Consider the following 23,314-nt stretch of genomic DNA (forward strand, 5'->3'; position numbering starts at 1 on the left):
GCGGCCACTAGGACCGCTTTTTTGTTTGAAATTTTTTGTGGGCAGTCATTCCTTGGAACCCGCCCGGTTCTTTCAAGCGGCGACGAGAACCTCATGCAGGTTCGTCAGCTCGTAAAGATGCTTTTCAAGCTTCGTCAGATGATCGTGGTGGTGATTGCCTTCATCGATCTCGGCCTTCGCAGCGTCGATGCGCTTCTGCAGCGTATCAGGCGAAATATCGTCTGCGGAAACAGCCGATTCCGCCAGAAGCGTGCAGCCCGTCGGCAGAATGTCGGCGAAGCCACCGAATACGACGTATTTGTGCTTCTCACCGGAGGCAAACGTTACGCTCACGATACCCGGCTTGATCGTGGTCATCGTCGGTGCGTGGTTGGCCATCACGGTCATCTCACCGAGCGTAGCCGGAATGACGACTTCCGTAACCGTCTCGGAAACGAGCAGACGTTCCGGGGAAACCAGTTCAAACTTGAAACTGTCAGCCATGGCTATTCACTTCTTTTCAATTACGCGGACGGTCAAATGTCATCGTATGCAAATCACGCGACCCATATGTTTCGCATAAAGCATACGGAGGCGCACAGAAGAACCGCGCGCCTCGTATTTCAGTATCAAGCAGCTTCAGCCAGCTTCTTGGCCTTTTCGATGGCTTCTTCCATCGAACCAACCATGTAGAAGGCAGCTTCCGGCAGATGGTCGTACTCGCCGTTGACGAGACCCTTGAAGCCCTTGATGGTGTCTTCGAGAGCAACCAGCTTGCCTGGAGAACCGGTGAAGACTTCAGCAACGAAGAACGGCTGCGACAGGAAGCGCTCGATCTTACGGGCGCGAGCAACGGTCAGCTTGTCTTCTTCCGACAGTTCGTCCATGCCGAGGATGGCGATGATGTCCTGAAGCGACTTGTAGCGCTGCAGGGTCGACTGAACCTTACGAGCAACTTCGTAGTGCTCTTCACCAACGATCATTGGGTCAAGCATGCGCGAGGTGGAGTCGAGCGGGTCAACAGCCGGGTAGATACCCTTTTCTGCGATCGAACGCGACAGAACGGTCGTTGCGTCCAGGTGGGCGAACGATGTTGCTGGTGCCGGGTCGGTCAAATCGTCGGCCGGAACGTAAATGGCCTGAACCGAGGTAATCGAGCCCTTGGTCGTCGTCGTGATGCGTTCCTGCATCTGGCCCATGTCGGTTGCCAGCGTCGGCTGATAACCCACAGCGGAAGGAATACGGCCGAGAAGAGCCGACACTTCCGAACCAGCCTGTGTGAAGCGGAAGATGTTGTCCACGAAGAACAGAACGTCCTGGCCCTTGTCGCGGAAATCTTCAGCGATCGTCAGACCGGTCAGAGCAACACGAGCACGCGCACCCGGCGGTTCGTTCATCTGGCCGTAAACCAGCGCAGCCTTGGAGCCTTCTCCACCGCCGTGCTTGTTAACGCCGGATTCGATCATTTCGTGGTAAAGGTCGTTACCTTCACGCGTACGCTCACCAACACCGGCGAATACCGAGTAACCGCCGTGCGCCTTAGCGACGTTGTTGATGAGTTCCATGATGAGAACGGTCTTGCCAACGCCGGCGCCGCCGAACAGGCCGATCTTACCGCCCTTTGCGTAAGGAGCGAGAAGGTCAACGACCTTGATGCCGGTTACGAGAATCTGGCCTTCCGTGGACTGCTCAACATAAGCAGGAGCTTCCTGGTGGATGGCGCGCAGGTTCGTCGTGTCGAGCGGACCAGCTTCGTCAACAGGCTCGCCGATGACGTTCATGATGCGGCCGAGCGTCTGGTCACCAACAGGAACCGAGATCGGAGCGCCGGTGTTCGTTACGGACTGGCCGCGAACGAGACCTTCGGTGGAGTCCATAGCGATGGTGCGAACAACGTTCTCACCGAGGTGCTGTGCGACTTCGAGAACCAGGCGGTTGCCGTTGTTGTCCAGCTCGAGCGCGTTCAGGATCGGAGGCAGTTCGCCTTCGAACGCCACGTCGACAACAGCGCCGATAACCTGGGTAACCTTGCCCGCGCCGTTGACCGCTGCGGTTTTCTTGGGGGTAGCTGCCTTAGCCATTATCCTTACCCTCTTTCCTTACCTCAGAGCGCTTCCGCGCCCGAAATGATTTCAATGAGTTCCTTGGTGATCTGAGCCTGGCGCTGACGGTTATAGGAAAGCGTCAGCTTGTTGATCATCTCACCGGCATTGCGCGTTGCATTGTCCATCGCGCTCATCTTGGCGCCCATTTCACCGGCAACGTTTTCGAGCAGAGCACGGAAAACCTGAACCGAGATGTTGCGCGGAATAAGATCTTCGAGAATGGAAGCCGCATCCGGCTCGTATTCGTAGACCGCGTTCGCCGCCGACTGGTCTTCTTCAACAACCGGCGTTGCTGCCGGGATGAGCTGAAGGCCGGTCGGAACCTGGCTGATAACGGACTTGAACTCCGAGTAGATCAGCGTGCAGACGTCAAACTCACCTGCGTTAAACAGGGAGATGACCTTCTTGGCGATCTGATCGGCGTTCTCGAAACCGACTCTCTTCACATCGCGCAACTCAATGCGCTCGATGATGTTCGATGCAAATTCGCGACGAAGGCTGTCGTAGCCCTTCTTGCCGACCGTGACGATCTTGACCGTCTTGCCTTCGGAAACCAGCTTGCGAGCGTGATCGCGAGCAAAACGGGAAATCTGCGAGTTGAAACCACCGCAAAGGCCACGTTCAGCCGTGCAGACGACGAGCAGATGCACGTCGTCCTTGCCGGTACCGGTCATCAGCGCCGGAGCAACGTCTGCCTCAACCGCCTGGGCGATGTTGGCAAGCACGGCGCTCATGCGCTGAGAATAAGGCCGGGCGGCCTCCGCAGCTTCCTGGGCGCGCCGAAGCTTCGCCGCGGCGACCATTTTCATCGCCTTGGTAATCTTCTGCGTCGCCTTTACGGAGGCAATGCGGTTTTTCAGATCCTTTAGTGAAGGCATCCGTTATCCGTCCCAGTCAAGAGCTCAATTACGAGAAAGACTTCGCGAAGTTGTCCAGAGCGCCCTTGAGCTTGCCCTTGGTGTCGTCGCTGATAGCCTTTTCCGTGCGGATGGTGTCGAGGATCGCCTTGCCTTCAGAACGGAGGTAGGAGAGCAGACCCTGCTCGAACTTGCCGATCTGAGCGACCGGGATCTTGTCGAGATAACCGTTCACACCAGCGAAAATCACCGCAACCTGTTCTTCCGTCTTGAGCGGAGAGAACTGTGGCTGCTTGAGAAGTTCCGTCAGGCGTGCACCGCGGTTGAGGAGGCGCTGCGTGGAAGCGTCGAGGTCCGAACCGAACTGTGCGAACGCTGCCATTTCACGATACTGGGCGAGTTCACCCTTGATCGAGCCGGCAACCTGCTTCATGGCCTTGATCTGAGCGGCAGAACCAACGCGCGAAACCGACAGACCGACGTTAACAGCCGGACGAATGCCCTGATAGAACAGGTCGGTTTCAAGGAAGATCTGGCCGTCGGTGATCGAGATCACGTTGGTCGGAATGAACGCCGAAACGTCGTTACCCTGAGTTTCGATAACCGGCAGAGCCGTCAGCGAACCTGCACCCTTTTCGTCGGAGAGCTTTGCAGCGCGCTCGAGAAGGCGGGAGTGAAGATAGAAAACGTCGCCCGGATAAGCTTCGCGGCCCGGAGGACGACGCAGAAGAAGCGACATCTGGCGGTAAGCGACAGCCTGCTTGGAAAGGTCGTCGTAACCGATCAGAGCGTGCTGACCGTTGTCACGGAAGTATTCGCCCATGGTGCAGCCAGCGAACGGAGCAAGATACTGCATCGGAGCAGGATCGGAAGCCGTTGCGGCAACGATGATCGAGTACTGCAGAGCGCCACGCTCTTCCAGAACCTTCACGAACTGAGCGACGGTCGAACGCTTCTGACCGATAGCAACGTACACGCAGTACAGCTTGTCGCCATCAGGACCGTTGTCGTGAATGGCCTTCTGGTTCAGGATCGTGTCGAGAATGATCGCGGTCTTACCGGTCTGACGGTCGCCGATGACGAGCTCGCGCTGGCCACGACCAACAGGGATCAGGGCGTCGATAGCCTTGAGACCGGTCGACATAGGCTCATGAACCGACTTACGCGGAATAATGCCAGGCGCCTTGACGTCAACGCGAGCACGACGGGTCGCATTGATCGGGCCCTTGCCGTCGATCGGGTTGCCAAGCGCGTCAACAACGCGACCGAGCAGCTCCGGACCAACTGGAACGTCAACGATAGCGCCGGTGCGCTTTACGGTGTCGCCTTCCTTGATGTCACGGTCGGAACCGAAGATAACCACACCAACGTTGTCGCTCTCGAGGTTGAGCGCCATGCCGCGGATACCGCCAGGGAACTCGACCATTTCACCGGCCTGAACATTGTCGAGGCCGTAAACGCGAGCAATACCGTCACCAACGGACAGCACCTGACCGACTTCGGAGACTTCCGCCTCGTTGCCGAAATTTTTGATTTGATCTTTCAGAATTGCGGAAATTTCCGCGGCGCGGATATCCATCAGCCAACCTCTTTCAGTGCAAGCTTAAGGGTGGAAAGTTTGGTGCGAAGAGACGTATCAATCTGACGCGAACCGACCTTAACGATCAGGCCACCAAGGATCGACGGATCGACAGTGACGGAGACCGCCACATCCTTGCCGGTTACGCTCTTCAGCGCCGCTTTCAGTTCAGTTTCCTGCGCTTCATCGAGCGCATGGGCCGAAGTCACTTCGGCGGTGATTTCGCCGCGATGAGCGGCAGCAATGGCGCGGTAAGACCGGATCATGCCCGGAACAGCGAACAGGCGGCGGTTGTTCGCAACAACCTTGAGGAAATTGACCGCAAGACCGGCAATGCCAGCCTTTTCGCAGATCGCCGAAATCGCCTTGAGCTGATCCTCGGCAGAAAATACCGGGCTCGCAACCAGACGCTTCAAATCGTCACTTCCGTCGAGAAGCGCGCCGAACTTGTCGAGATCGGACCCGACCGCATCAACCGCACCCGCTTCCAAAGCAAGCTCGAAAAGCGACGACGCATACCTTTCCGCTACACCGGATGTTCCATGGGAGGTATCTGCCACGGGCACTTTTTCCCTGCTAATCGTCCAAGATCATCAACGAAGGGGTTCCTCCGCATCAAATTCTTGAAATCGTTTCAATTTCCCCGAAAAAGACTGGAATTCCCCCCTGTCTTTTCCCAATTTCGCGGTCCGTCTAGCATAGGATGCCGGGACTCGCAACACGCGTAATAACGGAAAGCGCGGTTTGAACAAGGGGGAAAGCGCTTAAATTTTCGGATTTCGGCGCGGATGCGCGTCTGTTGCGGCAGAAATGCCAAACTGCCCGCTTCAAACCAGCCCGAATACATAGCCCAGCGAGAGCGCAGACAGCAAAAGATGCACAACCAGAAGTATGAAATTCCGCACTGTTGCGCCTCCGTCGGAGAGGATCGACAGGATGCCGCCGAAGACAGCAAGTGTGAAGGCCGCGCCAAATGCGAGATAGACCATAGGCTGTGCGAGCAGCAATGCAGCCGCGCCCAGACCAAGGTAAAATCCGGCGAGTGAGGAGCGGACCAGCATATAACCGTCCTTGCGCTCACTTGCGGACTGAAGACCGAACACGCGGAGCGTGACGCCTGGAGCAAACATGAAGACGAGGCCGATCAGCACCGAAAGCGCAGCCGCGCCAAATGCCAGTTGCTCGCCGAATTCCGTCGGAAAATAAAACTCCATCTTGCTCCCCAAATCACCTGTGCCCCGTTGCCTTATGGCATGGTCACGACCGCAGGAAAACGGTTCCGGTACGAAAGTTCAAAGGAAACTTTGCGGATCGATATCGAGCTGGACATGAATGCTGCCGCGCTCCTTCGGACCATTCGTCAGCAAGGTGCGCAAGAAAGATTGCATGTCGGAGTTACGACGGCCATGCACCAATAGTCGGAAACGGTATCGTCCACGGATCAGCGCCAACGGTGCTTCTGCTGGACCGAGAAGCATAATGCCTGTCGCTTGTGGTGCGGCGGCGCGCAGTCCACGCGCATGCGTTTCGGCCTCCGCGCGACTATCGGCCGATATGATGACGGAGGCCAGACGCCCGAATGGCGGCAACATCGCCTTTTCCCTCTCGACGATCTCGCGTTCGTAAAATGCCGAGGCATCCCCGGAAACAATCGCCTGCATCACCGGATGCTGCGGTTGATAGGTCTGCAGGAGGCCATGACTCTTCAAACCGGTTCGGCCGGCTCGGCCTGTCACCTGAGAAAGCAACTGGAACGTCCGCTCCGCAGCACGGGGATCTCCGTTGGCAAGTCCGAGATCGGCGTCAACGATACCCACGAGCGTCATCAGCGGGAAGTTATGCCCCTTGGCGACAAGCTGGGTTCCAATGACGATATCCGCTTCGCCCTTGACGATCGCCTCCAGCTCCAGCCGCAACCTCTTGACGCCCATAAGGTCGGAGGACAGGACAATGGTGCGGGCCTCGGGAAAATGTTTCTCCACCTCCTCGGCAATGCGCTCCACGCCCGGGCCGCAAGCGACCAGATGATCGAAGGTCCCACATTCAGGGCAATGGTCGGGTGTTGGTTCGTTATGGCCGCATTGGTGGCACTGTAACTGATTGCGAAAGCGGTGCTCGACGAGCCAGCTTGAGCATTGCGGGCACTGGAAGCGGTGCCCGCAGACACGACAAAGCGTCAGCGGAGCATATCCGCGCCTGTTCAGGAAAAGCAGAGCCTGCTCACCCTTTTCAATGGTTTTGCCAATTCCGCGCAACAGAACCGGCGAAAGGAAACCACCCCTTTCTGGAGGATGCCTGCGCATATCCACAAGGTGCAGATCCGGCATGGCGGCATCGCCGAAACGGGTATGCAAATGGATTGTGTTGTAACGGCCCGAACTCCCGTTGACCTGGCTTTCCACCGACGGCGTGGCGGATACCAGAACCACAGGAAAATCGGCGATCCGCGCCCGGACAACGGCCATGTCACGCGCATTGTAAAAAACCCGATCCTCCTGCTTGTAAGCCGGGTCGTGCTCCTCATCGACAATGATGAGACCGAGATTGTCAAACGGCAGAAATAACGCCGACCGTGCACCCGCAACAACCTTCACTTCACCGGTGACAGCCTGCCGCCAGACCTTTTCACGCATGCGGGGCGAAAGATCAGAATGCCATTCCGCCGGTCGTGAACCGAAGCGATCGTGAAAACGATCCAGAAACGCCGCCGTCAGGGCGATTTCCGGCAGGAGAATAAGAACCTGCTTGCCTTGCCTCAGCGTCTCGGCAACCGCCTCGAAATAGACCTCCGTCTTGCCGGAGCCCGTCACGCCATCGATCAGCGAGACGGCAAACGCGCCCTTTTTGACGTCTTCTAGAATTTCGGACGCAGCTTGCTTCTGCGGGCCTTCCAGACGCGGCTCGACATAGTCTGGGTCAGGTTCGGCCACAACAGGAGGAGCCGGCAAAAAGATCGTTTCAAACACCCCCTGCTTGACGAGACCATCCACAACACTGGTGGACACGCCAGCAGCGTGTGCGAGACCGCTTTTCGTCCAGCCATGTCCTTCCGCCGCCAACTCCATGACCCGCTCACGCGCCGGCGTCAGTCGTTCCGGTCGACCTTCAGTCAGACGCAATCCTTCGATCATCGGCTCCGGATCAAACGCGGCCGGAGCACGAAGTGCCATGCGCGCAACGAGACCGGGCGGTGAAAGCGTATAGGCGGAAACCCAATCGATAAAGCGACGCATCTCCGGCTTCAGGGCGGGGCAATCGAATGTCTTGGTAATCGGACGCAGCTTTTTTGGGTCAACCTTGCTGGCATCACCATCATCCCACACGACACCAATGACCTGTCTCGGACCAAGCGGCACCTGCACGACGGAGCCGGGCTCCACCACCATATCCTCCGGTACGGAGTAGCTATAGGGACCTGGCGCAGGCATCGGCACCAAAACAGGCACTGAACGCACCAGCGACGGCGGATCGAACAATGCGCCAAACAGATCGGACGAATCTTTTGCCATGATGTGGCGACCATGCCCCGGTCGAGTGAAAAAGGAAACCGCCCGGATGTAATAGGCGTGAGCCGCGAAGTCCACGCCTTAACCAAATGCTGACCATAAACGGCTAGATTGGGTCACGGAAATGGAGATCGCCGTGAACGAAATTCTCACCTTCGCCGACACCACCTTGCTAAAGGAGCGCGAGATCTGGTTGGCCGCCATCGCCGGCGAACGGCGTCTGTCGGACAACACGGTCGAGGCCTATGAGCGCGATACCCGCCAGTTTTTGATATTCATGACGGGCTATGTCGGCAGACCGACGCGGGTCGCCGATATTGCCGATCTTCGTCCTGCAGATCTTCGCGGTTTCCTGGCAAGCCGTCGAAAGGAAGGTGCCGGCGCCCGCTCTCTCGGCCGCCATCTTGCGGGATTGCGATCCTTCCTTCGGCATCTGCAAAAAAAGGGCCTGGTGAATGCGGCTGGCGCGACCGCCATGCGCGCGCCTAAACAGCCCAAATCCCTGCCCAAACCACTGACTGATCGACAGGCGCTTAAAATCACCACCGCGCAAGCGCAGCTGTCGGACGAACCGTGGATTGCCGCGCGCAACGCAGCCGTGCTGGCGTTGCTATATGGCTGCGGGCTTCGCATCTCTGAGGCTCTCGACCTGACGCCCGACGATCTCACGACGCAAGCGCGTAGCCTGCGCATAACCGGCAAAGGCAACAAGACACGTATCGTCCCGCTTCTCCCGATCGTACTTGAGGCCGTTGAAAGCTACAAAAAGCTCTGCCCTCATCATCTCCCAGCCAATGAGCCGCTTTTCCTTGGCGCCCGTGGCGGCAAATTGCAGCCTGCCATTATCCAGCGGGAAATGCAGAAACTCAGGGCAGCGTTCGGGCTGCCGGAAAATGCCACCCCGCATGCACTGCGCCATTCCTTCGCCACCCATCTTTTGGGCGGTGGCGGCGATCTTCGCACAATTCAGGAGCTGCTGGGTCATGCCAGCCTGTCGACCACGCAAGTCTATACCGGCGTCGACACGGCGAGACTGCTGGAGATCTACGATAGCGCTCACCCGCGCGCCTGAATTAAGACATGCTTAACCATAAGCATTAACCAGGCATCCAAGCCGCCGGTCTATAAGCGATCCAGAACCGGATAACGCCCATGCATAGTCTGAACAAACCCCAAAACCTGACACTGGCCCTCATGGGAAAAGCGGGAGATGCCGTCCTCTGGCTGCTCGCCTTGCTGCATGTGACTGCCCTTGCAATCCTTCTGATGACCCTGCTTTCACTTGGTGAAGCGGCGGCGGCCCCACAGGAAACAAGCTGTGGCGGCGCCGATATTCTTGTCGCCATGCAGAAGAACGATCCGCAACGATACCAGGCGATCGAGCAGGAAGCCGCGGCCATTCCGAACGGCAAAGGCACGTTCTGGCGGATTGAAAAGTCAGGGGCTGAGCCATCCTACCTTCTGGGGACGATGCATGTGACCGACCCACGGGTTCTGGACATGCCAAACGGCGCGAAAGAAGCTTTTGAAAAAGCTGGCGCTGTGATCGTCGAGTCTGACGAAATCGTCGACGAGCAGAAAGTCGCGGTGTCGCTGCTGAGCAAACCCGAACTCACCATGTTTCTGGATGGCAAGTCCATCACCGACATCCTTTCCCCTGAAAATGCTGCCCGGCTTGAGAAGGGACTGAAAGACCGCGGCATTCCGCTGAATGCCGTTTCGCGCATGAAACCATGGATGCTGTCGGGCTTCGTTGCCCTTCCTGCCTGCGAGTTTACGCGCAAGGCTGCTGGCGCTTCCTTCCTGGACAAGAAGCTGGCCGAGGATGCTCTGAAGAATGGCAAACGCCTTATTGGCCTCGAAACGATGGTCGAGCAACTGACGGCAATGTCGGAACTTCCCATGGAGTTTCACCTGCAGTCGCTGATCGAGACGCTGGAACTGGGTGACCGGATGGACGACGTCATGGCAACCATGACAGATCTCTACGTCAGTGGCGACATTGGCATGACAATGCCGATGCTCAAAAGCCTCGACACGAAGACCGCAGGAACAAGTGAGCAGGGATACGCCGCCTTCGAACAGCGGATCATCACCGACCGCAATCACGTCATGGCAGAGCGCGCAGCCCCCGAACTTGAAAAGGGCAATGTTTTCATGGCTGTTGGAGCGCTGCACCTTCCCGGTTCAGAAGGCGTAATCGAACTGCTGCGTGCCCAGGGCTTCAAGGTCACGCGCGTCGAGTAGATTTGCCGTCTTCCCGAATGACAGGCCTGACATTCACACATATCGGCCGCATCGTCGCCGGTACGATGCGACGATGAAAAGGCCCAACCGCCAGTAAATAGAGGCGTCCCAACAGATTGTTACGCCGAACGAGCGTTGTTACATCGAGATACCTTCGATCCGCTCCTTCTCTGATGTCGACAACGATGCGGAAATTCAGGTGACGGTCATCGAAACCAAGGACGGTACGTTGCGGTGTCGATGACACAACAGGAAAACCACCTGCCGATGCACCAGCCACAAACGCGACCGTTTTCAAGCCCGCAATAGCGACGATCCGGTTTCGAAGCGACATCAAGCCGCTAATCCAGCCTGGCGGATGTTCCAACAGCATCTGGCTGACTTGCAAGGAGTCGGCATCCGCCGAAATCAGCTCCCCACTGAAACGATCCCACCAGTCGGCTTTTGCAAGAATTGTCTCGACGTCACGCATATGAGCACCCCTCGATACGAGAGCGCCTACGCGGCCGAAAGTTTGTTTCTATTTTTCGGCTAGGCACTTCAGAGGGTAGATTTCACGTTAGGCAGTGCGGTGCCAAGGTGACAAACCGTCGCTTACCCATGTGTCATGCGCTTCACCACATCCGTCTTCCAATAGAACTGGTGGACGAAGGCTGCGGCAATATGCGCGACGATCAACACCCACATCAGCACCTTGAACGGACCGGAATGCAATTGCCCAGCCGCCTGCACTCCGAAGTAATAGGCAGCGATGCCGGACAGAGGCAGGATGAAAAACAGCGCATAGAAGGTGAAATGCGCGATGGACGCGGCAATCTGTAACAGGCGCGGCTCATTTTTCGGATGCGGAGGAACACCCTGCAAGAAACGAAGACAGAGCCTGAGAAGTGCGAGCCCCAGAATGGCAAAGCCGACATAGGCGTGGATATTGGCGGAGGAGATCTGATCGGACGTCAACGCCTCCCCTCGCCTCATCAGTCGGTAGGCATGCTCCATGCCATCCGGAAACAAAAGATTGAAGAAGATCAGGAGTGCCATCGCCCAATGAAGGACGCGCTGTGGCCTGGAAAAGGAAACTTGACTGGAAGATGCCATTTTATTGCCTTTTATCAAAAGGTTAGACACGCTTTCAGTGCAAATATGAAAAACCCCGGCCTGCATGGCAAGCCGGGGTTATCCGAATGACTAAAATTTAATTCTGCCGATTACATGTGGATCGGCTTGAAGAAGGTTGCGAGAGCCGCTTCCTTGACCGCTTCCGACATCGTCGGATGTGCGTGGCAGGTGCGGCCGAGATCTTCCGAAGAGCCACCGAATTCCATCAGAACAGCAATTTCGTGGATCATTTCACCTGCGCCGAAGCCGACGATATGACCACCGAGAACGCGGTCGGTTTCCTTGTCGGCAAGGATCTTCACGAAGCCGTCCGTAACCTGCATAGCGCGGGCACGGCCATTGGCCGTGAACGGGAACTTGCCGACCTTGTAGGCAACGCCTGCAGCCTTCAGTTCCTCTTCGGTCTTACCAACGGAGGCGACTTCCGGCTGTGTATAGACGACGCCCGGAATGACGTCGTAATTGACGTGACCATGCTGGCCAGCGAGAATTTCCGCCAGCGCGACGCCTTCGTCTTCGGCCTTGTGTGCCAGCATCGGGCCTTTCACAACATCACCGATAGCGTAGATGCCGGGAACGTTGGTCTTGAAATGACCGTCGATTTCGACGCGACCGCGGCTATCAAGAGCAACACCCGCTTCCGCGAGGCCGAGACCTTCGGTGTAGGGCTTGCGGCCGGTGGAAATCAGTACCACATCGGCTTCCAGCGTTTCAGCCGCACCGCCCTTGACCGGCTCGAACACCACTTTCGCGCCGCTCGCACCCTTCTCGACGGCCGTTACCTTGGCACCGAGCTTGAAGTCGATACCCTGCTTGGCAAACAGGCGCTGCGCCTGCTTGGAAACTTCACCATCCATGCCGCCGAGGATGTTGTCGAGATATTCAACGACCGTAACCTTGGCACCAAGACGACCCCAGACCGAACCCAGTTCGAGGCCGATGACACCGCCGCCAACGACGATCAGCTTTTCAGGAACCTTCGAGAGTGCAATTGCGCCGGTCGAGGAAACGATGACCTTCTCGTCGATTTCGACCTGAACGCCAGGAATGCCGGCAACATCGGAACCGGTCGCGATGACGATGTTTTTCGCTTCGATTTCCTGGGTCTCGCCCTTGTCGTTGGTGACGGAGACCTTGCCGGCGGAAACGACCTTGCCGGTGCCCTGGAAAGCGTCGATCTTGTTCTTCTTGAACAGGAACGAGACGCCATCGACGTTGGCTTTCACCACGCCGTCCTTGTGCGCCATCATCTTGTCGAGGTTGAGCTTCGGTGCAGCGACTTCGATACCGAGCGAATCGACGCCATGAGCAACGTGCGCGAAGGTTTCGGAAGCGTGCAGAAGAGCCTTGGAGGGAATGCAGCCGACATTGAGGCAGGTACCGCCATAGGTCGCGCGCTTTTCAACAACAGCCACCTTCAGACCAAGCTGGGCTGCCTTGACCGCGCAGACATAACCGCCGGGGCCTGTACCGATTACAACTACATCGTATGCCATATTCGTGTTCCTGATTGATTGCGGACAGACAGTGTGCGCTGCCCAACTTCGTTTGACCTGAAAATCAGGCCGCTTTTTCCGTTGCGAGTTTTATACCGAGAGCGATGAACACCACGCCGCTGGTACGATCGATCCACTGGCTGGCGCGGGCAAATGCCGCGCGCATGCGCGGCGTGGTCATGAAGAGGCTGACGCCAACAAACCAGGCGATCAGGCAACTGGCCATCACCAACCCATAGCCAAACTTGATGGCAACAGGGGTATGGGCATGAACCACCGTCGAGAAAATCGACAGAAAGAAGAAAACCGGCTTCGGGTTCAGCGCATTCGCGGCAAAGCCCAGCGTGAAGGCTTTCAAAGCCGTCTGCTCGCTTTTTCTGGCAGAGCCGCTGATCTCATCCTCTGCAGCAGGCATTTCGGTCTTGCCGGCCCGCAGCGCCTTGATCCCGATATAAATGAGATAGGCGACACCGAGCCACTTGACGATATTGAAGAGATAGATCGACTGGGAAATGATCAGACCAAGTCCGAGGATCGTATAGGTGACATGGAACATCAGCGACGTTCCGACACCAAAGCTGGTGATGATTGCCTGCCGACGTCCATGCACCATCGCCTGACGCATGACCATCGCAAGGTCTGCACCGGGAGAAACGATGGCGAAGGAGAAAATGGCCATCAGGGACGCAAGTTCGATCAGATACTGATGCACGGACTATTCTCCACCAACCATGAAAACGGGGGCAACGTTACCGCAGCCCCCGCTCGGTGTGCTTCTTAGAGATCGAGAACCAGACGCTCCGGATCTTCCAGGCTTTCCTTGACGCGAACGAGGAAGGTTACGGCTTCCTTGCCGTCAACGATACGGTGATCGTAGGAGAGCGCAAGATACATCATCGGACGGATGACGACCTGACCGCCAATGGCGACCGGACGCTCCTGGATCTTGTGCATGCCGAGGATGCCCGACTGCGGTGCATTGAGGATCGGCGAAGACATCAGCGAACCGTAGACACCACCGTTGGTGATGGTGAAGGTGCCGCCCTGCATGTCGGCCATACCAAGCGAGCCGTCACGTGCTGCCTTGGCGAGACGGCCGAGTTCCTTCTCAACGCCAGCGATGGAAAGCTGGTCGGCGTCACGGATAACCGGAACAACAAGACCCTTGTCCGTGCCGACAGCCATGCCAACGTGACAATAGTTCTTGTAGATGATGTCGGTGCCGTCGATTTCAGCGTTAACGGCTGGGAGTTCCTTCAGGGCGTGCGTGACAGCCTTGGTGAAGAAGCCCATGAAGCCGAGCTTTACGCCATGCTTCTTTTCGAACACGTCCTTGTAGCGGTTACGCAGATCCATCACCGCAGACATGTCCACCTCGTTGTAGGTGGTCAGCATTGCAGCCGTGTTCTGGGCGTCCTTGAGGCGCTTCGCGATCGTCTGACGCAGACGCGTCATCTTCACGCGCTCTTCACGAACAGCATCCTGCTCGGCAGAAACCGGACGAGGAGCTGCCGGAACCGGTGCGGCGGCTGGTGCGGAAACGCCCTTGGCGACAGCGGCCAGAACGTCACCCTTGAGAACCTGGCCACGCTTGCCGGAACCATCAACCTGGTCAGCAGAGAGGTTGTTTTCAGCAAGCAGCTTGCCGGCAGCAGGTGCTGGCGGCATGGAGCTGGCAACAGGTGCAGCAGCGGCAGCAGCAGCCGGTGCAGGTGCGGCAGCCGGTGCGGGCGCAGCGGCAGGAGTTGCAGTCGCAGTGCCAGCAGCGCCTTCGGCGATCTGACCGAGCAGAGCGTCGAGACCGACGGTCTCACCGTTCTGGGCAACGATTTCCGTCAATACGCCGGAAACGGGCGACGGGACTTCAACGGTAACCTTGTCGGTTTCCAGCTCCACCAGAGGCTCATCGGCCTTTACGGTGTCGCCGATCTTCTTGAACCAGGTGCCGACGGTCGCTTCGCTAACGGATTCGCCGAGGGTTGGTACGCGGATTTCAGTGGCCATGATCTAGTTCCGTTATTCAGGTGTCTTTTTCAACGAGGGGCGATGCGGGAGAGTTTTCACTCTCCCAGCGCGTCTTCCAGGAACGCAGCAAGCTGCGCCAGATGCTTGGACATAAGGCCCGTCGCCGGAGAGGCGGCAGCCGGACGGCCCGTGTAGCGGACCTTCTGATACTTGGCGTCGATATGAGCCAGAACCCATTCGAGATACGGGTCGATGAACGACCACGCGCCCATGTTCTTCGGCTCTTCCTGGCACCATACCATCTCCGCATTGCGGAAGCGGCTCAGCTCGTTGATGAGCGCCTTGGCCGGGAACGGATAAAGCTGCTCGATACGAAGCAGGTACACATCGTCGATGCCGCGCTTTTCGCGCTCTTCCAGCAGATCGTAGTAGACCTTGCCCGTGCACATGACGACGCGACGGATCTTCGAGTCCTTCTGCAGCTTGATCGGACCGTCCTTGATGACTTCCGCATCGTCCCAAAGCAGGCGATGGAAGGAGGACTCACCGGCAAGCTCGGCCAGCGAAGACGTGGCGCGCTTGTGACGCAGCAGCGACTTCGGCGTCATCAGGATCAGCGGCTTGCGGAAGTCGCGCTTCATCTGACGGCGCAGGATGTGGAAGTAGTTCGCCGGCGTCGTAACGTTTGCGACCTGCATGTTGTCTTCGGCGCACATCTGCAACCAGCGTTCCAGACGAGCCGAGGAGTGTTCCGGACCCTGACCTTCATAGCCGTGCGGCAGAAGGCAGACGAGACCGGACATGCGGAGCCACTTGCGTTCACCAGACGAGATGAACTGGTCGAACACGACCTGTGCACCGTTGGCGAAGTCACCGAACTGGGCTTCCCAAAGCGTCAGTGCATTCGGGCGAGCCAGCGAGTAGCCGTATTCGAAACCGAGAACGGCTTCTTCCGAAAGCATCGAGTTGATGACTTCGTAACGGGCCTGCGTCGGCGCGAGGTTTGCAAGCGGAATGTAACGCTCTTCTGTCTCCTGATCGTAGAGAACCGAGTGACGCTGCGAGAAGGTACCGCGTTCGCAATCCTGACCGGACAGACGGATTTTGTGACCATCGACGACGAGCGAACCGAAGGCCAGTGCTTCCGCCATGGCCCAATCGAGACCTTCGCCGGTCTCAACCATCTGCGCACGGTTTTCCATGAAACGCTGGATGGTGCGGTGCGCCTTGAAGCCGTCCGGAATGGTCGACAGCTTGCGGCCGATTTCCTTGAGCTGCTTCATCGGAGCGCCGGTCTTGCCGCGACGCTGCTCATCGGCATTGTCGGCAGCACGCAGACCGGACCACTGACCGTCCAGCCAGTCGGCCTTGTTCGGCTTGTAGCTCTGGCCGGCTTCGAATTCCTGCTCGAGATGCGCGCGCCAGTCGGCCTTCATCTTCTCGAATTCGCCTTCGGTCAGGAGGCCTTCGGCGATCAGGCGCTCAGCATACAGTGTCGAGACGGTCTTGTGAGCGCGGATGACCTTGTACATTTTCGGCTGCGTGAACGCCGGCTCGTCGCCTTCGTTGTGGCCAAAGCGCCGGTAGCAGAACATGTCGACCACAACAGGCTTGTGGAACTTCATGCGATATTCGGTAGCAACCTTGGCCGCATAGACAACGGCTTCCGGATCGTCACCGTTGACGTGGAAGATCGGCGCTTCGATCATCTTGGCAACGTCGGACGGATAAGGCGACGAGCGCGAGAAGCCCGGATTCGTCGTAAAGCCGATCTGGTTGTTGATGATGAAGTGCATGGTGCCGGCAACGCGGTGACCACGCAGGCCGGACAGGCCGAGGATTTCAGCAACGACACCCTGACCTGCGAAAGCAGCATCGCCGTGCAGCAGCAACGGCAGAACCTTGGCGCGCTCGGACAACGGAATGATGTCGCCGTCCCAGACCTTGGCAAGCTGGTCCTGCTTGGCACGGGCCTTGCCCATGACAACCGGGTTGACGATTTCGAGGTGCGACGGATTTGCTGTCAGCGACAGGTGAACCTTGTTGCCATCGAACTCGCGGTCGGAGGAAGCGCCGAGGTGGTACTTGACGTCGCCAGAACCTTCGACATCATCAGGCTTGAACGAACCACCCTTGAACTCGTGGAACACGGCGCGGTGCGGCTTGCCCATAACGTTGGTCAGAACGTTCAGACGGCCACGGTGGGCCATGCCGAGAACAACCTCTTCGAGACCGTCCTGGCCGCCACGCTTGATGATCTGCTCGAGCGCGGGGATCAGCGATTCACCGCCATCGAGGCCGAAGCGCTTGGTACCCTTGAAACGAACGTCCAGGAACTGCTCGTAGCCTTCAGCTTCGATCAGCTTGGAAAGGATGGCCTTCTTGCCTTCGGCTGTGAAAGCAACGCCTTTATCCGGACCTTCGATACGTTCCTGAATCCAGCCTTTTTCTTCCGGGCTGGACATGTGCATGAACTCGACACCGATGGTGGAGCAGTAGGTGCGCTCGAGAATATCGATCATCTCGCGAACGCTGGCGTATTCCAGACCGAGCACGTTATCGATGAAAATCTTGCGGTCGTAGTCGCTCTCCTCGAAGCCATAGGACTTCGGAGACAACTCGTTATAGTCTTCGACGGGTGCAGCAAGACCAAGCGGATCGAGCTTGGCATGCAGATGGCCACGCATACGATAAGCGCGGATCATCATGATGGCGCGAACACTGTCGCGCGTCGCCTGAAGCACTTCCGCTTCGCTGACCGGCTTGCCGGTCTCGGCGCTCTTGGCCTCAGCCTTCGCCTGAACCTTTTTCTCGACAGCCTTTTCGACCGTGGCCCAGTTGCCGTCCAGAGCGGAAACCAGATCGCCATTGGCCGGAATGGGCCAGTTCGAACGCTTCCAGGACGCGCCCTTGGCGGCCTTCTTCACGTCGTCAGGGTTTTCGGCCAATCCCTTGAAAAAGCTCTGCCACTCCGGCGACACGGAAGAGGGGTCCTCTTCGTACCGGGCATAGAGCTGCTCGATATAGGCCGCATTCGCGCCGTCCAGAAACGACGTGATCTGAAACTGCTCGTTCGCTTCTTGCCTTGCCATTGTGTTTTGCGGACGCGCCGTCCGCCTCCTCGATGCCGTTAGGGCCGTTAGCCGGCCTGCCGCTTTAATTGTTTGGTATGTCGCCGCCGAAGCGGCCAGTCATTTCGTGCAAATCATCGGGTAGTCTCATCGCATGAAGCGCGGGACCACCCGATGCGGTCTCATGTGGTCTTAGCCCTTGAGGACTTCAACCAGTGTCTTGCCAAGGCGCGCCGGCGAGGGCGAAACCTTGATGCCTGCTGCTTCCATGGCAGCGATCTTGGACTCTGCGTCACCCTTACCGCCGGAAACAACTGCACCAGCGTGACCCATGGTACGGCCCTTCGGAGCAGTACGGCCCGCGATGAAGCCGGCCATCGGCTTCTTGCGGCCCTTCTTGGCTTCGTCGATGAGGAACTGTGCCGCATCTTCTTCAGCCGCACCGCCGATTTCGCCGATCATGATGATCGAAGTGGTTGCTTCGTCAGCCAGGAACATTTCCAGCACGTCGATGAACTCGGTGCCCTTGACCGGGTCGCCACCGATACCGACGGCCGTCGTCTGACCAAGGCCTTCGTTCGAGGTCTGGAACACAGCTTCGTAGGTCAGCGTGCCGGAGCGCGAAACGATACCGACAGAACCCTTGCGGAAGATGGAGCCCGGCATGATGCCGATCTTGCACTCTTCCGGCGTCATGATACCTGGGCAGTTCGGGCCGAGAAGACGGGACTTCGAACGGTCGAGGCGAGCCTTGACGCGGACCATGTCCGCAACCGGAATACCTTCGGTGATGCAGGTGATGAACGGGATTTCCGCATCGATCGCCTCGATGATCGCGTCAGCGGCACCTGCCGGCGGAACGTAGATCACGGACGCGTCTGCACCGGTCTTTTCCTTGCCTTCGGCAACGCTTGCGAAGATCGGCAGCGTTTCGCCCTTGGAGCCAGTCCAGTTGGTGCCGCCCTTGGAAGGGTGGATACCACCGACCATCTGCGTGCCGTAATAAGCAAGCGCCTGCTCGGTGTGGAAGGTGCCGGTCTTGCCGGTCAGACCCTGAACAAGGATCTTCGTGTCTTTATTGACGAGAATAGACATTAATTCAGATCCTTCAAAATTAGCCGTTCACCGCGGCAACGATCTTCTTGGCCGCATCGTCCAGATCGTCGGCTGCCGTGATAGCGAGACCGGATTCGTTCAGGATCTTCTTGCCGAGTTCCACATTGGTGCCTTCGAGGCGTACAACGAGCGGAACCTTGAGGCCCACTTCCTTCACCGCGGCGATAACGCCCTCGGCAATAACGTCGCACTTCATGATACCGCCGAAAATGTTGACGAGGATGCCCTCGACCTTCGGGTCAGCCGTGATGATCTTGAAGGCAGCCGCGACCTTCTCCTTGCCAGCGCCACCGCCGACGTCGCAGAAGTTTGCAGGCTCTTTACCGTACAGCTTGATGATATCCATCGTCGCCATGGCTAGACCGGCGCCGTTGACCATGCAGCCGATGTTGCCGTCGAGCGCCACGTAAGCAAGGTCCCACTTGGAGGCTTCGATTTCCTTGGCGTCTTCTTCGGTTTCGTCGCGCAGCGCCTTCACGTCGTCGTGACGGAAAAGGGCGTTGCCGTCGAAGGAAACCTTGGCATCGAGAACACGCAGATGGCCATTTTCCATGACGATCAGCGGGTTGATTTCGAGAAGAGCCATGTCCTTCTCGTTGAACGCCTTGTAGAGGATCGGGAAGAGCGACTTCGCATCTTCAGCAGCAACGCCGGAAAGCTCGAGAGCCTTGCTGATGGCGGCGACATCAGCCTCGGTTACGCCAGCTTCCGGGTCGATCGCGATGGTGTGGATCTTCTCGGGCGTGTCGTGAGCAACGGCTTCGATGTCCATGCCACCTTCGGTCGAAACAACGAAAGCAACGCGACCAACAGAGCGGTCTACCAGCAGCGAGCAATAGAGTTCGCGAGCGATGTCAGCGCCGTCTTCGATGTAGAGACGGTTGACCTGCTTGCCGGCGTCGCCGGTCTGCGCGGTAACCAGCGTGTTGCCGAGCATGTCCTTGGCGTGAGAAACAACTTCCTCGATGGACTTTGCCAGGCGAACGCCGCCCTTGGCGTCCGGGCCGAGTTCCTTGAACTTGCCCTTGCCGCGGCCGCCAGCATGGATCTGGCTCTTGACCACGTAGAGCGGGCCAGGAAGCTGCTTTGCAGCAGCTTCGGCTTCTTCGACCTTGAGAATGGCAACGCCTTCAGCAACCGGCGCACCGTAGCCCTTGAGGAGAGCCTTGGCCTGATATTCGTGAATATTCATGGAATAATCCCTGTTTGAGCCGCTTCGGCTATTACTTCAGCGACGGAGCGATGTTGACGCAGGCTTCGCAAAGACCTGCAACGGCACCGACGGACTTCTGGAAAGCAGCTTCCTCGTCCTTGTTCAGTTCGATTTCGATGATGCGCTCGACGCCACCGGCACCGATGATGGTGGGTACGCCGACATACATGTCGTCAACGCCGTACTGGCCGGAAAGGTAAGCTGCTGCCGGCAGAACGCGCTTCTTGTCCTTGAGGTAGGACTCAGCCATTTCGATTGCCGAGGCGGCCGGAGCATAATAGGCAGAACCGGTCTTCAGCAGGCCAACGATTTCGGCGCCGCCGTCACGGGTGCGCTGAATGATCTGCTCGAGACGCTCAGCCGTGACCCAGCCCATCTTGACGAGGTCCGTCAGCGGAATGCCGCCAACGGTGGAGTAGCGAGCAAGCGGCACCATCGTGTCGCCGTGGCCGCCGAGCACGAAGGCGGTGACATCTTGAACGGAAACATTGAACTCTTCCGAGAGGAAAAGACGGAAGCGCGCGCTGTCGAGAACGCCAGCCATGCCGACGACCTTGTTCTTCGGCAGGCCGGAGAACTTCTGAAGTGCCCAGACCATGGCATCGAGCGGATTGGTGATGCAGATCACGAATGCGTTCGGGGCATATTTCTTGATGCCGGCGCCGACCTGCTCCATGACCTTGAGGTTGATGCCGAGAAGATCGTCGCGGCTCATGCCCGGCTTGCGGGCAACGCCTGCGGTGACGATGCAGACATCAGCGCCTTCGATGGCGGCGTAGTCGGAAGCGCCCGAGAGCTTTGCATTGAAACCTTCGACCGGGCCGGACTGGGCAATATCCAGACCCTTACCCTGCGGGATACCATCAGCAATATCGAAGAGGACGATATCGCCCAGTTCTTTCAGGCTGGCGAGATGTGCCAGCGTACCGCCGATCATGCCAGAACCAATAAGTGCAATCTTTTTGCGAGCCATCGAATGCTTCCTCTCGAGCTTCAATTCAATTTCACCACACGAAGTGGGGGGGCAAAATTGTCGCACCCCGATTAGCCCTATTGACCAGAATTGGCAACAGATTCTTTTGTGGCGAGTATTTTCAATCGTTTAGATGCATAATTTCTTACGTAAACGTAAGAAATTGCGTCACAAGAATGTCAAACTCTCTGCCGTTTTTCGTGGTGGAGAGCCAGATAGTCCGCACTTCGCATTTCGAAAAGGCGCGAGGCGGTGCGATCGAATTCGAAACCTTCAGTGCCCTTGCGTTTGCCCAGAAGGTTTTCAGGCATAGCCGCCGCAGACGCAAAAAGCCGCACACTGTGATCATATAGAGCGTCGATCAGGATGATGAAACGCTTTGTCTCATTGCGCTTGTCGGCATCGAGCAACGGAATGTGATCGACGAACACGGTATCGAAACGGTTGGCGATCGCCAGAAAATCGGAAGCGCCGTGTGGCTTCTCGCAAAGATCGGAGAAGGTAAAACGTGCAACACGGCCGGCAGCCTTCGGAACCAGAATGGAACGGCCCTTCATGGGGATTTCGGTGGGTGCAACCAGATGCCCCGCCGTCATATGCCGCCAGGCCATGTCCATTGCCTGATCGGCGGCGCCATCAAGCGGCGTCACGTAAACGGGCAGGCTCTCCAGCTTTTCCATTCGGTAGTCGGTAGGACTGTCGAGCGACACCACCTCGACATGTTTTTTGAGCAAATCCACAAAAGGCAGGAAAAGGCCGCGATTGAGGCCATCCTTGTAGAGATTGTCAGGCACGACATTCGATGTCGTGACCAGCGTACAACCATTGGCGAACAATTCGCTGAAAAGCCGCGCCAGGATCATCGCGTCAGCAATGTCCGTCACCGTGAATTCATCGAAGCAGAGAAGCTCCGCCTCAGCCAGAATTTGCGCTGCCACAGGGGGGATTGGGTCGGCCTGCTTGGTTTCACCGTTTTTCAGCTTCTGCCGATGTGCATGCACCCGGTTATGTACGTCCGCCATGAACTCATGGAAGTGGCAACGTCGCTTGGCCGCGACAGGTGCCATTTCATAAAACATGTCCATTAGCATTGTCTTGCCGCGCCCGACGCTGCCATAGACATAAAGTCCCTTCACAGCCGCTGAAGGCCCGGGCTTACGTGCAAACATCCAGCCAAGAGCACTTTTTTTCTTGGCAGGCTTGCGGGCTTTGAGATCTGTGAGGATGCGATCGAGATGGGCTGCAACACCAAGCTGAGCAGCGTCCGCCTGCAAGGTGCCGGCTGCTGTCAGCGCGTTGAGCTGTTCAACGACACTATGATTGTAATCGGGCAATGGCTGCATGAGGACGCGCCCTCGGTGCGGACGCAAGGCTGCGTCCGCCAAGACAGGGATTATCGGCTAAGGCTGAGCGGTTGACCGCTGTTCGTCGTGCCGTCGAAACGTGCATCGGCACTTTTGTAAACGCGACCGATGGTATTGCCGGAACGATCCTTGAAGAGGACCATCTTGCCGGAAACCTCCCATGAGCCCATTGCCGTAAGTTCGCCTGCGCAGCCACGGGTGCCACCACGCGAACCGCTACCGAGGTTGGTGAGCGTTAGGAACATGTCGCAGCTTGCGCCTGCATTTGAAACGCGCCAGTTGCCGACCATGGATTCCTTGGTCACATCAAGAGCGGCGGGCGGCGGAGCAGCCGAAGCGACATTGGTGCCACCGGGCGCCGCCGATGTCGGAGCCGTCGGGAACTGGCTGCCAGATGCGCCACCGGGCGGAGGCAGGGCGCCAGACTGAACGGATGGAACGGGCTGTGCCTGAAGCGGCGGCGTGTAACCAGGGTTACCGCTGTTGTTGTTGTAATCGTAGGAGGTGCGCTGGCAACCGGCAAGGCTCATCACAACGGCGAGACCTGTTACCATATATCTGAATTGCATATCAAACTCCCGATTCTCTCGCTTCCGGAAAGACCATGTTCGAACAAGAAGGCCGAATTATTACTAAAGCCTTATCGTAAGCAAGCGACGGCAACGATAATTGCCGTTTTAGTCGATTTTTACCGAAATTTCTCATCATTCGGTTGCGAAAAAAGGCC

General features: G+C 57.7%; 20 protein-coding genes. 2 read left to right on the plus strand and 18 right to left on the minus strand.

The window, feature by feature from the left end; all coding sequences use genetic code 11:
* Positions 1-72: 72 nt before the first annotated feature.
* From FY156_13965 to FY156_13995, 7 genes are all read right to left on the minus strand, one after another.
* Positions 73-483, minus strand: a complete 411-nt coding sequence (locus FY156_13965) for a F0F1 ATP synthase subunit epsilon (protein UXS02489.1) — start codon at positions 481-483, stop codon at positions 73-75.
* A gap of 125 nt (positions 484-608) precedes the next feature.
* Positions 609-2,060 carry a F0F1 ATP synthase subunit beta gene (atpD, locus tag FY156_13970; GenBank protein ID UXS02490.1) on the minus strand — a complete coding sequence of 484 codons (1,452 nt, stop codon included), beginning with the start codon at positions 2,058-2,060 and terminating at the stop codon, positions 609-611.
* Between the two features lie 23 nt (positions 2,061-2,083).
* Complete coding sequence (locus tag FY156_13975) at positions 2,084-2,962, minus strand: F0F1 ATP synthase subunit gamma (GenBank protein ID UXS02491.1); 879 nt, start codon at positions 2,960-2,962, stop codon at positions 2,084-2,086.
* A 28-nt stretch (positions 2,963-2,990) separates the two neighbouring features.
* Positions 2,991-4,520 carry a F0F1 ATP synthase subunit alpha gene (locus FY156_13980; GenBank protein UXS02492.1) on the minus strand — a complete coding sequence of 510 codons (1,530 nt, stop codon included), beginning with the start codon at positions 4,518-4,520 and terminating at the stop codon, positions 2,991-2,993.
* Positions 4,520-5,080, minus strand: coding sequence for a F0F1 ATP synthase subunit delta (locus FY156_13985; protein ID UXS02493.1), 561 nt, complete (start codon positions 5,078-5,080; stop codon positions 4,520-4,522). Before FY156_13985 ends, FY156_13980 begins: the two co-directional genes overlap by 1 nt.
* Positions 5,081-5,347: 267 nt before the next feature.
* Complete coding sequence (locus FY156_13990; protein UXS02494.1) at positions 5,348-5,734, minus strand: DUF4345 domain-containing protein; 387 nt, start codon at positions 5,732-5,734, stop codon at positions 5,348-5,350.
* A gap of 78 nt (positions 5,735-5,812) precedes the next feature.
* Positions 5,813-8,029 (minus strand): primosomal protein N', encoded by a 2,217-nt coding sequence (locus FY156_13995; protein UXS02495.1) that lies wholly within the window; start codon positions 8,027-8,029, stop codon positions 5,813-5,815.
* A 121-nt stretch (positions 8,030-8,150) separates the two neighbouring features.
* Here FY156_13995 and FY156_14000 point away from each other — a divergent pair, with 121 nt between their 5' ends.
* Entirely contained in the window at positions 8,151-9,098 is a 948-nt protein-coding gene (locus tag FY156_14000) for a tyrosine recombinase XerC (protein UXS02496.1), read from the plus strand.
* Between the two features lie 80 nt (positions 9,099-9,178).
* The gene (locus FY156_14005) at positions 9,179-10,273 is read left to right on the plus strand and encodes a polysaccharide biosynthesis protein GumN (GenBank protein ID UXS02497.1); all 1,095 of its coding nucleotides are present in this window, start codon (positions 9,179-9,181) and stop codon (positions 10,271-10,273) included.
* Here FY156_14005 and FY156_14010 read toward each other — a convergent pair.
* From FY156_14010 to FY156_14060, 11 genes are all read right to left on the minus strand, one after another.
* Positions 10,257-10,745 carry a DUF2867 domain-containing protein gene (locus FY156_14010; GenBank protein UXS02498.1) on the minus strand — a complete coding sequence of 163 codons (489 nt, stop codon included), beginning with the start codon at positions 10,743-10,745 and terminating at the stop codon, positions 10,257-10,259. The genes FY156_14005 and FY156_14010 overlap by 17 nt on opposite strands.
* 122 nt (positions 10,746-10,867) lie before the next feature.
* Complete coding sequence (locus FY156_14015) at positions 10,868-11,368, minus strand: cytochrome b (GenBank protein UXS02499.1); 501 nt, start codon at positions 11,366-11,368, stop codon at positions 10,868-10,870.
* A 110-nt stretch (positions 11,369-11,478) separates the two neighbouring features.
* Complete coding sequence (locus FY156_14020; protein UXS02500.1) at positions 11,479-12,885, minus strand: dihydrolipoyl dehydrogenase; 1,407 nt, start codon at positions 12,883-12,885, stop codon at positions 11,479-11,481.
* A gap of 64 nt (positions 12,886-12,949) precedes the next feature.
* Positions 12,950-13,597 (minus strand): LysE family translocator, encoded by a 648-nt coding sequence (locus tag FY156_14025; protein ID UXS02501.1) that lies wholly within the window; start codon positions 13,595-13,597, stop codon positions 12,950-12,952.
* 65 nt (positions 13,598-13,662) lie between these two features.
* Positions 13,663-14,889 carry a 2-oxoglutarate dehydrogenase complex dihydrolipoyllysine-residue succinyltransferase gene (gene odhB, locus FY156_14030; protein ID UXS02502.1) on the minus strand — a complete coding sequence of 409 codons (1,227 nt, stop codon included), beginning with the start codon at positions 14,887-14,889 and terminating at the stop codon, positions 13,663-13,665.
* 56 nt (positions 14,890-14,945) lie between these two features.
* Positions 14,946-17,942: a 2-oxoglutarate dehydrogenase E1 component gene (locus FY156_14035; protein UXS02503.1), complete on the minus strand. Its 2,997-nt coding sequence runs from the start codon at positions 17,940-17,942 to the stop codon at positions 14,946-14,948.
* 171 nt (positions 17,943-18,113) lie between these two features.
* A complete protein-coding gene (sucD, locus tag FY156_14040; GenBank protein ID UXS02504.1) occupies positions 18,114-19,016 on the minus strand; it encodes a succinate--CoA ligase subunit alpha in 903 nt (300 codons plus the stop codon).
* Between the two features lie 19 nt (positions 19,017-19,035).
* Positions 19,036-20,229, minus strand: coding sequence for an ADP-forming succinate--CoA ligase subunit beta (gene sucC, locus FY156_14045; GenBank protein UXS02505.1), 1,194 nt, complete (start codon positions 20,227-20,229; stop codon positions 19,036-19,038).
* A gap of 31 nt (positions 20,230-20,260) precedes the next feature.
* The gene (gene mdh, locus FY156_14050) at positions 20,261-21,223 is read right to left on the minus strand and encodes a malate dehydrogenase (protein ID UXS02506.1); all 963 of its coding nucleotides are present in this window, start codon (positions 21,221-21,223) and stop codon (positions 20,261-20,263) included.
* A 179-nt stretch (positions 21,224-21,402) separates the two neighbouring features.
* Positions 21,403-22,566 carry a cell division protein ZapE gene (locus FY156_14055; GenBank protein ID UXS02507.1) on the minus strand — a complete coding sequence of 388 codons (1,164 nt, stop codon included), beginning with the start codon at positions 22,564-22,566 and terminating at the stop codon, positions 21,403-21,405.
* A 50-nt stretch (positions 22,567-22,616) separates the two neighbouring features.
* On the minus strand, positions 22,617-23,156 hold the full coding sequence (locus FY156_14060) for an AprI/Inh family metalloprotease inhibitor (GenBank protein UXS02508.1): 540 nt from the start codon (positions 23,154-23,156) through the stop codon (positions 22,617-22,619).
* Positions 23,157-23,314: the final 158 nt, after the last annotated feature.

Source organism: Agrobacterium tumefaciens (assembly GCA_025559845.1).
Lineage (GTDB): Bacteria > Pseudomonadota > Alphaproteobacteria > Rhizobiales > Rhizobiaceae > Agrobacterium.

Bases quoted from the DNA above. Each gene is read 5' to 3' on its own strand.
- FY156_13965 (UXS02489.1), bottom strand. From the start codon at position 483: ATGGCTGACAGTTTCAAGTTTGAACTGGTTTCCCCGGAACGTCTGCTC.
- atpD (UXS02490.1), bottom strand. From the start codon at position 2,060: ATGGCTAAGGCAGCTACCCCCAAGAAAACCGCAGCGGTCAACGGCGCG.
- FY156_13975 (UXS02491.1), bottom strand. From the start codon at position 2,962: ATGCCTTCACTAAAGGATCTGAAAAACCGCATTGCCTCCGTAAAGGCG.
- FY156_13980 (UXS02492.1), bottom strand. From the start codon at position 4,520: ATGGATATCCGCGCCGCGGAAATTTCCGCAATTCTGAAAGATCAAATC.
- FY156_13990 (UXS02494.1), bottom strand. From the start codon at position 5,734: ATGGAGTTTTATTTTCCGACGGAATTCGGCGAGCAACTGGCATTTGGC.
- FY156_13995 (UXS02495.1), bottom strand. From the start codon at position 8,029: ATGGCAAAAGATTCGTCCGATCTGTTTGGCGCATTGTTCGATCCGCCG.
- FY156_14000 (UXS02496.1), top strand. From the start codon at position 8,151: ATGGAGATCGCCGTGAACGAAATTCTCACCTTCGCCGACACCACCTTG.
- FY156_14005 (UXS02497.1), top strand. From the start codon at position 9,179: ATGCATAGTCTGAACAAACCCCAAAACCTGACACTGGCCCTCATGGGA.
- FY156_14010 (UXS02498.1), bottom strand. From the start codon at position 10,745: ATGCGTGACGTCGAGACAATTCTTGCAAAAGCCGACTGGTGGGATCGT.
- FY156_14015 (UXS02499.1), bottom strand. From the start codon at position 11,368: ATGGCATCTTCCAGTCAAGTTTCCTTTTCCAGGCCACAGCGCGTCCTT.
- FY156_14020 (UXS02500.1), bottom strand. From the start codon at position 12,885: ATGGCATACGATGTAGTTGTAATCGGTACAGGCCCCGGCGGTTATGTC.
- odhB (UXS02502.1), bottom strand. From the start codon at position 14,889: ATGGCCACTGAAATCCGCGTACCAACCCTCGGCGAATCCGTTAGCGAA.
- FY156_14035 (UXS02503.1), bottom strand. From the start codon at position 17,942: ATGGCAAGGCAAGAAGCGAACGAGCAGTTTCAGATCACGTCGTTTCTG.
- sucD (UXS02504.1), bottom strand. From the start codon at position 19,016: ATGTCTATTCTCGTCAATAAAGACACGAAGATCCTTGTTCAGGGTCTG.
- sucC (UXS02505.1), bottom strand. From the start codon at position 20,229: ATGAATATTCACGAATATCAGGCCAAGGCTCTCCTCAAGGGCTACGGT.
- mdh (UXS02506.1), bottom strand. From the start codon at position 21,223: ATGGCTCGCAAAAAGATTGCACTTATTGGTTCTGGCATGATCGGCGGT.
- FY156_14055 (UXS02507.1), bottom strand. From the start codon at position 22,566: ATGCAGCCATTGCCCGATTACAATCATAGTGTCGTTGAACAGCTCAAC.
- FY156_14060 (UXS02508.1), bottom strand. From the start codon at position 23,156: ATGCAATTCAGATATATGGTAACAGGTCTCGCCGTTGTGATGAGCCTT.